Annotated in this window: 11 protein-coding genes; 7 read left to right on the top strand and 4 right to left on the bottom strand. The window is 70.3% G+C overall.

Annotated features, from left to right (window positions below; translation table 11 throughout):
* Nucleotides 1-30 precede the first annotated feature (30 nt).
* From lptF to ACG0Z3_RS10705, 4 genes are read left to right on the top strand one after another with little or no spacing between them, the layout of a single operon-like run.
* Nucleotides 31-1,128 carry an LPS export ABC transporter permease LptF gene (gene lptF, locus ACG0Z3_RS10720; protein ID WP_394397476.1) on the top strand — a complete coding sequence of 366 codons (1,098 nt, stop codon included), beginning with the start codon at nucleotides 31-33 and terminating at the stop codon, nucleotides 1,126-1,128.
* Nucleotides 1,125-2,249: an LPS export ABC transporter permease LptG gene (gene lptG / locus ACG0Z3_RS10715; RefSeq protein ID WP_394397475.1), complete on the top strand. Its 1,125-nt coding sequence runs from the start codon at nucleotides 1,125-1,127 to the stop codon at nucleotides 2,247-2,249. Before lptF ends, lptG begins: the two co-directional genes overlap by 4 nt.
* Nucleotides 2,249-2,617: a sirohydrochlorin chelatase gene (locus ACG0Z3_RS10710; protein ID WP_394397474.1), complete on the top strand. Its 369-nt coding sequence runs from the start codon at nucleotides 2,249-2,251 to the stop codon at nucleotides 2,615-2,617. Before lptG ends, ACG0Z3_RS10710 begins: the two co-directional genes overlap by 1 nt.
* Nucleotides 2,618-2,650: 33 nt before the next feature.
* Nucleotides 2,651-3,595, top strand: coding sequence for a CysB family HTH-type transcriptional regulator (locus ACG0Z3_RS10705; RefSeq protein ID WP_394397473.1), 945 nt, complete (start codon nucleotides 2,651-2,653; stop codon nucleotides 3,593-3,595).
* Between the two features lie 178 nt (nucleotides 3,596-3,773).
* Here ACG0Z3_RS10705 and ACG0Z3_RS10700 read toward each other — a convergent pair whose 3' ends face one another.
* A complete protein-coding gene (locus tag ACG0Z3_RS10700; RefSeq protein WP_394397472.1) occupies nucleotides 3,774-5,510 on the bottom strand; it encodes a FimV/HubP-related protein in 1,737 nt (578 codons plus the stop codon).
* Nucleotides 5,511-5,653: 143 nt separating this feature from the next.
* Between ACG0Z3_RS10700 and ACG0Z3_RS10695 the strand changes: the two genes are divergently transcribed.
* Nucleotides 5,654-6,358 (top strand): Crp/Fnr family transcriptional regulator, encoded by a 705-nt coding sequence (locus ACG0Z3_RS10695; protein WP_394397471.1) that lies wholly within the window; start codon nucleotides 5,654-5,656, stop codon nucleotides 6,356-6,358.
* 62 nt (nucleotides 6,359-6,420) lie between these two features.
* Entirely contained in the window at nucleotides 6,421-7,494 is a 1,074-nt protein-coding gene (locus ACG0Z3_RS10690) for a phosphotransferase (protein WP_394397470.1), read from the top strand.
* A gap of 14 nt (nucleotides 7,495-7,508) precedes the next feature.
* Here the strand turns inward: ACG0Z3_RS10690 and ACG0Z3_RS10685 are convergent, their stop codons facing one another.
* Entirely contained in the window at nucleotides 7,509-8,246 is a 738-nt protein-coding gene (locus ACG0Z3_RS10685; RefSeq protein WP_394397469.1) for a hypothetical protein, read from the bottom strand.
* A 58-nt stretch (nucleotides 8,247-8,304) separates the two neighbouring features.
* On the opposite strand from ACG0Z3_RS10685, the gene ACG0Z3_RS10680 reads away from it, so the two are divergent.
* Entirely contained in the window at nucleotides 8,305-8,997 is a 693-nt protein-coding gene (locus ACG0Z3_RS10680; protein ID WP_394397468.1) for a glutathione S-transferase N-terminal domain-containing protein, read from the top strand.
* Nucleotides 8,998-9,002: 5 nt separating this feature from the next.
* Here ACG0Z3_RS10680 and ACG0Z3_RS10675 read toward each other — a convergent pair whose 3' ends face one another.
* Both ACG0Z3_RS10675 and ACG0Z3_RS10670 read right to left on the bottom strand, forming a co-directional pair.
* Nucleotides 9,003-10,481 (bottom strand): hypothetical protein, encoded by a 1,479-nt coding sequence (locus tag ACG0Z3_RS10675; RefSeq protein ID WP_394397467.1) that lies wholly within the window; start codon nucleotides 10,479-10,481, stop codon nucleotides 9,003-9,005.
* A 23-nt stretch (nucleotides 10,482-10,504) separates the two neighbouring features.
* Nucleotides 10,505-12,085, bottom strand: a complete 1,581-nt coding sequence (locus ACG0Z3_RS10670; RefSeq protein ID WP_394397466.1) for a mechanosensitive ion channel family protein — start codon at nucleotides 12,083-12,085, stop codon at nucleotides 10,505-10,507.
* Between the last annotated feature and the right edge of the window lie 26 nt (nucleotides 12,086-12,111).

Raw genomic sequence — 12,111 nt, 5'->3', positions numbered from 1 at the left:
AATGACTGGAAGTAGATAGAAGTGCGTTTGATGTTATTCGATTCATCCACGCGATCCGAGCTCGCCAAGAGCTTTGGCGTCACGCTGGTGGTCATCCTGACCATCATGTTGACGCAGACGCTGATCAAGACGCTGGGCCAGGCAGCGGGCGGCAACGTGGCGCCACAGGATGTGGTGCTGCTGATGGGCTACGCGACCATCGCCCACCTGGCCACCATGCTGGTGCTGTCGCTGTTCCTGGCCGTCGTCATGACGCTCGGGCGGCTGTACCGCGAGTCGGAGATGACGATCTGGTTCGCCAGCGGCATCCCGCTGTCCACCTTCATCCGGCCGGTGCTGCGCATGGCCTGGCCCGTGCTGCTGGCCGTGGTGGTGCTGGAACTCATCGTGTGGCCCTGGGGCAACCAGAACAGTGCCGAGCTCAAGGAGCGCTACCAGAAGCGCAGCGACCTCTCCCGCGTGGCGCCGGGCCAGTTCCAGAGTTCCAGCGACGGCAGCCGGGTTTTCTTCATCGAACGCGACGGTGACGATGCCGCCACGGGCCGCAACGTCTTCATCCTGTCCAGCGACCAAGACCGCGAATCGGTGACCACCTCTTCCCGTGGCCGCCTGCAGATGGAAGGCGACGACCGCTACCTCGTGCTGGACCACGGCCAGCGCAACGAGACCCAGCTCAAGACGGGCGAGAAGAGCCTGGCCCGCTTCGAGCAGTACAAGGTCATGACCGACCCGCAGGTGATGGCCAACGCCAACCAGTTGCCCCCCAAGGCCATGCCCACGCTGGATCTGCTCAGGAACCCCACGCCCAAGCACCATGGCGAACTCGCCTGGCGGCTGGGCATGATCCTTGGCGCCTTCAACATGGCCTTGCTGGGCATCGGGCTCGCCGCCTCCAACCCGCGCCGGGCCAACAACTGGAACCTGCTGTTCGCACTGCTGGCCTTCGTCGTGTACTTCAACCTCATCAGCCTGTCCCAGTCCTGGGTCGGCAACAGCCGCATGACACTGCCCAAGGCGCTGTTGACACTGCACGGCACGGCGCTGCTGCTGGCGTTGGCCGTCATCTGGCTGCGCGACAACGGCAACCGCTTCTGCCTGCGCCGCCGGGCCAAGGCGGTGCCGGCATGAAGACCGTCCGCCGCCTTCTATACAAGGACATCGCCGGCTCGGTGCTGCTGGTCACGCTGTCACTGCTGTCGCTGTCCTTCTTCATCGACTTCGTAGAGGAGATCGAGCGCATGGCCCGGGTCGGCGCCGGTGCCGGCAAGGCTGCGCTGCTGGCCGCGATGGAGATGCCGGGCAACTTCTACGAGATGTTCCCCATCGCCGTGCTGATCGGCGCCATCCTCGCGCTGGCCCGGCTGGCGCAGAGCAGCGAGTTCACCATCCTGCGCACCGGGGGCCTGGGCCCGGGTCGAGCGCTGGCGCTGCTGGCCGGCCTGGCTGCGGCCTTCGCCGTGTTGACCTTCGTGATGGGTGACTACGTGGCGCCCGCCTTCGAGCGCCAGGGTGACGAGCTGCGCGCCCGCCTGGGCCGCGACACCGGCAACACCGGCCGCGGCGCCTGGCTGAAAGACCACCGGCAGGTCGACGGCCAGGAACGCAGCTACTCGGTCAAGGTGGGCCGCGTCGGCTCGGGCGGCGAGCTGGCCGATGTGCGCATCTTCGAGTTCGATGCCCAGGGCCGGCTGATGTCGCGCACCGAGGCAGCGCGGGTCAGCGTGGACGCCCAGGGCCTGTGGCGCCTGCAGGACGCGGCCCGCACGAGCTGGCAACCTGGCGCCACCGGCAGCCGCAGCGTGGGGCAGGTCGTCGTCACCGAGCAGCGCCTGGACCAGTTGAGCTGGCAGAGCTCGCTGCATGCCGGCGTGATCGCGGCGGCCGTGCTGCCGGCGGTGTCCATGTCGACGGTCGAACTGTTCCGCTACACAGAGCACCTGTCGGCGCAGGAGCAATCCGCCCAGGCGCACAACATCCAGTTCTGGCGCAAGGCCTTCTACCCCTTCGCCTGTTTCGTCATGGTGGCGCTGGCCCTGCCCTTTGCCTATCTGCACGGGCGCTCCGGCGGCATCAGCATCAAGGTGTTCGGCGGCATCATGCTCGGCATCAGCTTCGTACTGCTGAACAACGTGGCCGGCCATCTAGGCCTGCTGAAGAACTGGACGCCCTGGGCTGTGGCAGCAACGCCAAGCCTGCTCTACCTGGCCATGTCCCTGGCCGCCTTCACCTGGCTGGTGCGCTACCGATGATGGATGGATTGCTACTGTTCGCGCATGGCGCGCGTGACCCCGCGTGGGCACGGCCCTTTGAGATCGTCACCGAGCGGCTGCGCGCCGCCCGGCCCGACACGCCACTGGCCATGGCCTACCTGGAACTGATGTCGCCCGACATGGAGCAGGCAGCAGCCCAGCTGGCCGCCGCCGGCTGCACGCGCGTGCACGTGCTGCCGCTGTTCCTTGGCACTGGCGGCCATGTGCGGCGCGATGTGCCCGTGCTGCTAGAGCGCCTGCGCGAGCTGCATGGCGACGCCATCGAGTGGCTGCTGCACCCGCCGCTGGGCGACCAGGAAGCCATGCTGCAGGCCATCACCCAGACCTGCCTGGGCGTACTCGACTGACCGACGCCTTCTCGGCGACTCACCGCCCCCGCCATGAATCTCCATCAGTTCCGCTTCGTCCAGGAAGCCGCCCGGCGCAACCTCAACCTCACCGAGACCGCCAAGGCACTGTTCACCTCGCAACCCGGCGTGTCCAAGGCCATCCTGGAGCTGGAAGAGGAGCTAGGCGTGGACATCTTCTCCCGCCACGGCAAGCGGCTGCGCCGCATCACCGAGCCCGGCGAGCAGGTGCTGGCCTGCATCGAGATCATCCTGCGCGAGGTGGCCAACCTGAAGCGCATCGGCGAAGAGTACTCGCGCCAGGACAGCGGCACCTTCTCCATCGCCACCACCCACACGCAGGCCCGCTACGTGCTGCCCGCGCCGGTGGCCCAGCTGCGCAAGAACTTGCCGCAGCTGCGCGTCAGCCTGCACCAGGGCAGCCCGGACCAGGTCGCCCGCATGCTCATCGACGAGACCGCCGATCTGGGCTTGGCCACGGAGTCGCTGGCACAGTACCCGGAGCTGGTCACCTTGCCATGCTACGAATGGCAGCACGTGATGGTGGTGCCGCGCGACCACCCGCTGGCCACGGCCGAGCGCATCAGCCTGGAGCAAATCGGCGCCGAGCCGCTGGTGTCCTACCACCCCAGCTTCACCGGCCGCACGCGCATCGACAAGGCCTTCGCGGCCCGCCACCTGACGCCCAACATCGTGCTGGAGGCCATCGACTCGGACGTCATCAAGACCTATGTGCGCCTGGGCATGGGCGTGGGCATCGTGGCCGAGATGGCCATGCGCGAAGAGCCGCCGGGCAGCGACCTCGTCGCCCGCCCGCTGGGCGAGTTGCTGGGCAGCAATGTCACGCGCATCGCCTTCAAGCGCGGCGCTTACCTGCGCAACTACGTCTACACCTTTGCCGAGCTGCTATCGGAGCGGCTGTCGCGCCGACTCATCGAGAAAGCCATGAACGGCGAGGCCGACGACTTCGGCATCTGAGAGGTTGAGAGTCCTTCACCCATGCCCGCTTTGCACGCCAAAACGCCCCCGCCCGTCGTTGCAAATGCTCGCCATAGCCAGAACTATGGCTGTGCTTTGCGCCTAGATCAGCGGCGTTTTGACGCGCCTTTCGGGCACGGCCAAAAAACTCTCAACCTCTGAGCGCCGCCGCGCCCGGTCACTGCTCGCCGAACCGAGAATCCAGCGGCAGCATCAAGTCCACGCCCTCGCCGCGCAGCCCGGCCTCGAACAGGTCGCGGGCCACGCTGTAGAGCGTCAGCAGGTCGCGGTAGGCCGGCAGCTCGAAATGCGGCGCGCCCGGGCCGGCCCCGCGGGCCAACAGATCGCGCAGCATATGCATCGCCGCCGACGGGTCGGACCAGACGACCTGCAGATGCGCGATGACGCTGGGGCTCGCATCCAGGCTGCGCCCCCGGGACAGGCTCTGCGCCCAGGCGGGCGCCACCGTGCGGAAACGCTGCTCGAACTGCCGCGCCAGCTCGGCGAACACCTCGGGTTCACCGCGCTGCTGACACAGCTCCATCAGCATCAGGTAGGGCATCGCGCCGGCGTTGCCACGGGCCAGGCGGCCGGCAAGCAGGTCTGCCGCAGCATCGTGCTGGCCCAGCAGCTGCAGGAACTCTGCCTGCTGCTGCAGATCCAGCAACTCGTCAGCCACGCTCAGTTCCTGGGACAGCACCGGCACGCCGGTGGCCTGCACGGGCAGCGGCTGGGTGGCCTGCAGAGACAACGCCACGTCCTCAGGCGCAGGCACAGCCACCGGCAGCGGCGTGGCGATCGGACCGGGCGGCCAAGCCATCGGACGCGGCTGCGGCCGAGTAGCCTGATGCTGGCCTTCGTCCGGCAGCACCGCAGCCGGCGCGGCCACCGGCGGCGCCATGCCCGGCGAGGCGCTGGCCGGCACGTGCGGCGGCACCGGGGCGGCATCTGCCGTGCCCTCGACCGCATGCAGTGCCCGCCAGTAAGCCCGCTCGCGCCGCGCGCGCTGCTCGCGCCAGCGGCTGCCGTAGAACGCCGCAGCGCCGGCCACCAGACTCAGGCCCAGCGTCAGCAGCCAGGTCATGGGATCGCGGTACGACGACGCGCGCGCCGCACGCGGCGCTGGCGGCGTGGGGGCTGACGCAAACGGCTCCGGCGGCGGCACCGACGCGGCCTGCGCAGCCGCCACCGCCGACGCGGCTGAAGCCGCGGATGCCGCCACGGACGCCACCGGGCCCGACGCCTGCGCCTCCAGCTCCGCGCGCAGCTGCGCCACCGTCTGTTCGAGCTGAGCGATCTGCGCCTCCAGCTCGGGCGTCAGCTCCGTCTCCGGCACGCCCGGCCGCTGGGGTGCCTGGCTGACCAGCACCTCCGGCCGCTCCAGTACCAGCCGGGGCGCAGGGGACTTGGGTCGGGGCTTGGCGCGCGGCCGCACGGCGGGTGCGCGGGGCGTGGCCGATGCAGCCTCCGCCACGCCCCGCGACGGCGGCTCGGCCACCGGCGCGGCAGCGGGCGCCGGGGCCGGCACGGCCGCGGGCGACGCCACCTGCAGGGCCGGTGCCGCGGGCTGGGCCGGCGGGTCGATGAAGGCGTTGAACTCGCGGGTCAGCCGCAGCGGGCAGCCCAGCGCCAGCGTGATGCGCAGCGCCGGCTCGTCCACGCGCACCAGGCTCTGCAACCGGATGCGGCGCTCGCCCGCCTCGCCCTCGATGCGCATCTGCAGCAGCCCGGCCGGCACACGAGCCTCGCCGGCCGACACCTCTGCACGCACGCAGGCATCGGTGAGCTGCTCTCCGTCGGCCAGCGTCAGCGGCACGGTCACGTCCAGCGGCTTGCCCAGCGCGGAGTGCACCTGCGGGCGCCCCATGCCGAGCGCGTCGGCCCCTTGCGGAACGAGGCCGAGCAGCAGTGCCAAGGCGGGTGTGAGAGCACCCAGCAAGGTCGGGCGCGGGGCCGTGATGGGCATTGACTGCGAGCGGCTGGCGAGGGGTGGGATGAGGGGGAAGAACAGCGCGGGCGACTCTAGCATGGGGCCACCCGGGCACAATGCCGCCCGCCATGAACGCACTCACCCTCACCCCCGCCGAACGCCAGCAGATCGACCAGGGCGTGTGGTTCTCACGCCTGTCCGAGAACCTGCGCAACGACATCCTGCAGCGCGCCTACGTGCGCCGGCTGCCCGACGAGACCATGCTGTCCCACCGCGGTGAGCCGGCCGAGGAGTGGTCAGCCGTCGCCAAGGGCGCGGTGCGCGTCAGCTCGGTGTCGCTGGCCGGCAAGCAGATTTCGCTGACCTATGTGGAGCCCGGCACCTGGTTCGGCGACATCGCGCTGTTCGACGGTCTGCCGCGCACGCACGACGCCTACGCGCACGGCGAGACCACGCTGTTGTGCGTGCGCAAGGCCGATTTCCATGCACTGCTGAAGGCCCATTCCGAGCTGTACGACGCGCTGCTGCGGCTGAACTGCCGGCGCCTGCGGCTGATGTTCGACATGATCGAGGACCTCAACACCCGCCCGCTGGCCGCACGGCTGGCCAAGCAGGTGCTGCTTCTGGCGCGCTCCTACGGCGTGCACGAGGGCGACGAGATCCGTATCGGCCTGCAACTCGCGCAGGAAGATCTGGCACAGCTGCTGGGTGCGTCGCGCCAGCGAGTCAACCAGGAGCTCAAGGCCTTCGAGCGCGAAGGCGCCGTGCGCGTGGAGCCCACACGGCTCGTCGTGCTGAGCCGCGACAAGCTGCTTGCCGCAGCGTCGCGCTGAAGACACGCGGGCCGGTGCCCTGCTCGCAGAATGGAAAGTTCACGTCTCGACGAACGATCCCCATGGAAGCATTCACCGGCACCCGTCCCCTTGCCCAGCCGCTGGACACGGCAGCGCTCGAAGCCTGGCTGGCGGCCCATGTCGACGGGTTCAAGGGGCCGCTGGCTATCGAGCAGTTCAAGGGCGGCCAGTCCAACCCGACGTACCTGCTGACGACGCCGGCCACCCAGTACGTGATGCGCAGCAAGCCGGCGCCGGTGGCCAAGCTGCTGCCATCCGCGCACGCCATAGAGCGCGAGTTCCAGGTCATGGGCGCGCTGGCCGGCACCGGCGTGCCCGTGCCGGCGATGCGCGCGCTGTGCGAGGACGAATCGGTCATCGGCCGCGCCTTCTACGTCATGGAGTTCATGCCCGGCCGCGTGCTGTGGGACCAGAGCCTGCCCGGCATGGGCAACGCCGACCGCGCCGCCCACTACGACGAGATGAACCGCGTCATCGCGGCACTGCATCAGGTCGACTTCAAGGCCCGCGGGCTGGAGGCCTACGGCAAGCCGGGCAACTACTTCGAGCGCCAGATCGGCCGCTGGAGCAAGCAATACCTGGCCTCGGTCACCGAGCCCAACCCGGCGATGGACGCGCTGCTGGCCTGGCTGCCGGCGCACATCCCGGCGTCGGCGCGCGATAACGGCGAGGTCAGCATCGTCCACGGCGACTACCGTATGGACAACGTCGTTTTCCACCCCACCGAGGCGCGCATCATCGCGGTGCTGGACTGGGAGCTGTCCACGCTGGGCCACCCGCTGGCCGACTTCAGCTACCACTGCATGAGCTGGCACATCCAGACCTCGGGCGCCGCGCGCGGGCTGGGCGGCGTGGACCTGGCCGCGCTGGGCATCCCGAGCGAGCGCAACTACGTGCAGCGCTACTGCGAGCGCACCGGCCGCGCCGACGCCGGAGCCGTCATGGCCGACTGGAACTTCTACCTGGCCTACAACCTGTTCCGCATCGCAGCCATCGTGCAGGGCATCGCCAAGCGCGTGGTGGACGGCACGGCCTCCAGCGCCCAGGCGCGCGAGACGGCCAAGAGCGCCCGGCCGCTGTCCGAGCTGGCCTGGCACTTTGCGCAGAAGGCTTGAACGGCCCGGCGGCCTCAGTGATCGTCTGACAGCCGCGACGACGGCGACCAGGCCACCGACGCCGTCGTCGGCCAGGCCCCGCCATCGCCCAGCCGCCCACTCACGCGCCGCGCCTCGCGCGCGGCCGTCTCCAGCAGGCGCACCAGCGCCTGCACGCGCGACAGCTCGGCCTCGGCCATCTCGGTGCGCAGGTAAAGGTTGCCGCGCATGCACATCAGCACGAAGGGATGGCCCTCGGGCAGCAGGTCCTGGCTGGCCTGCGCCAGCGCCTCGCTGAGCGCGCCCTCCACCCAGCTGCTGCTCAGGTCCTTGGTGACGCCCACCACGCCGAAACGCTGGCGCACGATCTGCGACGACATCTGGCCGAGCTTGGGAAACATCACCAGCCAGCGCATCTCTTCCGGCGTGTCGGTGTCCACGCGGGTCTTGAGCGTGTCGGTGTAGGCCTCGAAGACGGCACCCTCCAGCGTCTCCATCAGCGCGCGGTCCAGCACCATCAGCTGCACGTCGGGGTGCAGGCCCATCTCACAGCGCATGCGCAGTTCGTTGCCCTGCAGATAGCTGCGCTGCGTCGGCCCCCACTCCACGCGCAAGGCGCCGGGCTGGGCATTGGGCTGCTCGATCAGGAAACCCTGGCCGTCACGGCTTTGGCTGAACTCGGCCCCACGCGCCTCGGCCCAGTCCAGGATAGGACGCCAGCGTGCGGTGTTGGCACGGGTCACGAGCCAGTGCTTGACTTGCTTTACCACCATGAGTCGACAGAATCGGGCTGGATGCCAGGCTGGCCTGGGTACGGAACGGAGGGGATGAATGATCGAAGTCTACTCATGGCCCACACCCAACGGGCACAAGGTTCACATCATGCTGGAAGAGTGTGGCCTCGCGTACCGGGTGCATCCCGTGGACATCGGTGCCGGCGAGCAGTTTGCGCCCGACTTCCTGGCTCTCAGCCCCAACAACAAGATCCCTGCCCTCACCGACACCGACGGCCCCGATGGCCGGCCGATCTCGCTGTTCGAGAGCGGCGCCATCCTGCTCTACCTCGCCGGCAAGACCAGCCGCCTGCTGCCGGCCGATGTAGCGGGCAAGTACGAGGTGCTGCAGTGGCTGATGTTCCAGATGGGCAGCGTCGGGCCCATGTTGGGCCAGGCTCACCACTTCCGCCTTTACGCGCCGCAGAAGCTGCCCTACGCCATCGAGCGCTACACGCACGAGGCGCAGCGCCTGTACGGCGTGCTCAACAAGAGGCTGGCGCACACCACCTACGTCGGCGGGCGCGACTACAGCATCGCCGACATCGCCGTGTTCCCGTGGCTGCGCTCGTGGAAGAACCAGGGCGTAGAGATGGCCGACTACCCGCACCTCAAGGGCTGGTTCGACGAGATCGCCAAGCGACCCGCCGTGCAGCGTGGCGTGGCGGTGCTGGCCGATGCGCGCCGGCCGCTGACCGACGAACGCGCCCGCGAGGCCTTGTTCGGCGAGCGCCAGCAGCGCCAGCGCTGAACCACTCAAGCAGCCCCGGCAGCCGCCTGCTGCTGGATGCGAAAGACCAGGAACTCTGCCGGCCGCAGCAGAGCCACGCCCACCTCCGCCACCAGCCAGCCGCGGGCCAGATCGTCGGCCGTCACGCAGAGGCCGGCAACGAAGCCGGATGGCGGCAACTGCAGCGCCTGGCCTGAGTGCGGGTCAGCCACAAGCACCCATGGGTGGTAGAGCGCCGCGCGGCGGCTGTCCAACCCGGCCCTGAACCGGCGCACCGCGCCGACATCCAGGCCCTGAGGCACATCCACCAGGGCAAGGCGGTAGCGCATGCGCTCGGCATGGTCGATCAGCGCACGGGCGATGCCGGCCGCGTCACGTGCAGGCGCTCCCGCACGACTGCCACCGCCCGGCGCGGCAACCAGCGCGATGTCCGCCAGCGCCTCGAACGGCAGCAGGCCGGTGGGGCCGTCCGCGCCCGCATGGCCCACGTAGTCGGCCACCTCGGGCAGCACCCCATCGTGGCCGCCGGCCAGTGTGAAGCGCGCGGTCACGCCACCAGCCAGTTGAGCCGCCAGTGCAGCGAGCTCGTCTTGGCCGGCGGCGGCCCAGGCCGCGGGCGTCACCGCCAGCGGCGGCAGCAGCGCGCGCAGCAGGTCCAACCCGGCGGCCTCGCCCGCGGCCCCGGTTGTCGTCATCACGATGGGCGGCGGCGGATCTACGGCCGTCTCCGCGCCAAAGGCTTCCAGCATCCCCTGCAGCGGCAAGCCCACCCACTGGCCCAGCACCGTGCCGTCAGCAGCCAGCACGTCGACGCTGACGCTCAGCGCACAGGCCACATCGCGGCTGCCGGCCATCAGGTCCGGCGCGAAGTCGTCCAGCCGCAGCGCGGCCCGCGCCCCCTGCAGCCACCAGTTGCCGCTGGCATCGCGTCGCGCCTGGTACAGCGGCAGCGCCTCGACGTTGCGCGCGGCCAGCGGCCCCGGCGGCTGCGGCACGCGGGCCGTGCGCAGCCACACCAGGGCGCCGTCCGCCTGAGGCGCGAGCAAGGGCTGCAGGCGGCCATCGGGCCTGGCCTGCGCCTGCAGCAGGCTGGCACCCAGCCGAAAGCTGAAGCGCAGGCCGAGATTGCCGGCCGCGCCCGGATGGCGGGCGCGCAACTGCACGGCGCCATCAGCCCCCAGGCTCAGGCGCGCACAGCCGTCGTCAGCCGCCCCAGCGCGGAACACGCGGCTCACGTGCAGGGCCTGGCCGCCCTCCAGAAAAAAGACGCGCACCGCATGCCAGAGGTCGTTGCTCAGCGTCTGAGCGCCGAAATGCAGAGGCGCGCCATCGCCGTAGCGGCGCTCGAAGTCGCCTAGGCTGGTCAGCAGCGGCGGCACGCCGGCCACCGGCCCGCTGCGGCACGGCCCCACGAAGCCCGTGAGCGTCGTGCCCACGGGCTCGATGGTCTTGGTGCGGAACGAGACCTCCTCGACATACACGCCGGGCGCCTGGAACTCGGGCATGGGCTTTTCCTCGGGATGGCTGCTCAGCCCTGCGGCGGCAGCGGGCCGGATTGCGGCGAGAACCAAGGCCCGGCTGCCACCACCTGAGGATCGACCGGGTCGGACCGGTAATGCGGCGACATGATCTGCACGCCGTTCTCGTTAAACACATCCTGGATGTGCGCGTGCAACTGGCTCATCGCCTCGGCGCGGCGCTGCGGCGCAGCCCGGCTGCCCTGAGCGCACAGGCGGTACTCGACGTAGAAGTCACTCAGCGCCGTCTGCACGACATAGGGCGCCGGCTGCGCCAGCACGCCGGGCGTGCGGCGCGCCGCCTCCAGCAGCATGGCATGCACCTGGCGCCACGGCGTGGCGTATCCGATGGTGACAGGCGTGTGCAGCACGTACTGGCCGTCGTCCTGCACCAGCCGCGAGAAGTTGCGCACCGGCTGGCCGAACACCACCGCATTGGGCAGGCTCACCTCCTCGCCCAGCCCCGTGTGCAGCCGGGTGGCGAACATGCCCAGCGCCGTGACCGTGCCCTCCACCTCGCCGATGCGCACGTACTCGCCCACCCGCAACGAGCGCGAGTACATCAGCGACAGGCCCGCCATCAGCTGCCCCACCACGCCGGACGCTCCCAGCGACACCATCAGGCCGGCCAGCACCGTCACGCCCTTGAAGGCCTCGGTGCTGGCGCCGGGCAGGTAGGGATAGGCCATGGCCAGCGCAAACAGCCAGACCACCATCGCGACCAGCCGCTGGGTCGGGCCTGCCGTGTCGGCGTCCAGGCCGGCGAACTGCAGCTCGCCGCGCTCAACACGCTCCAGCACGCCGCGCAACACGCGCAGCGCGCCGCGCGCGACGAGGAAGATCAGCCCCGCCGTCAGCAAGCCAGGCACAGCGCCTAGCGCCCCGCGGCCCAGATCCAACAGCTGCGTGAGCAGCCAGTCGCCCGCGCGCTCGCCCCAGGGCCGCGTCCAGGCGAACTGGCGCAGCACCACGCTGACCCAGACGTCCAGCACCACCAGCGCCACGCACCAACTTGCCAAGCCTGCGAGCCCGCGCAGCACCGCGATCGCATGCTCGCCCGACACCTGCCACCACGGCCGGGACGCCCCCGCCGGGCCGGCGCCCAGCTGGCGCACCGCGCGGCGCAGCAGCTGGCGTCGCAGCAACACCAGCACCCACAGCAGGCCGGCGGCCGCCACGCTGGCCAGCAGTGAAAAGGCCAAACCCACGGCCCAGGCCTTGGGGTCGCTGGCCTCACGCGCCTCGGCCAGCGCCTGCCGCAGCCGGCGCTCGGCGTCCAGCGCGGCCGCGTCCAGCAAGGGGCCGGCATGGGCGCCGCCCAGGTCGTCGGGCACGAGGTGCAGCACGGCGATGCCATTGACCTGCAGCCGCACCGCCGGCGGCTCGCCGGGCAAGACCAGGCGCTCAACGCGATCCGGCGCCGGGCTTGCCAACGCCGCCGCCAGCGCCTGCTGGGCCGCCTCGGCGCGCTCGGCGGGCGACTCGCCCTTGAGCGTGGCCCGCAGCGTCACCAGCTTGCGCTGGTTCAGACTCAGGTCGGCCGCCATGGCCTCGGCGGCCCGGGCGCACAGCGGCGCCAACAAGACCATCATCAGAATCCAGCACCCCAGTCGCCGCA

This window comes from Pelomonas margarita, from assembly GCF_043555875.1.
Classification (GTDB): domain Bacteria; phylum Pseudomonadota; class Gammaproteobacteria; order Burkholderiales; family Burkholderiaceae_C; genus Pelomonas; species Pelomonas margarita.
Note: the sequence above shows the minus strand (reverse complement) of the source record. Positions and strands in the feature narration are given on the sequence as shown.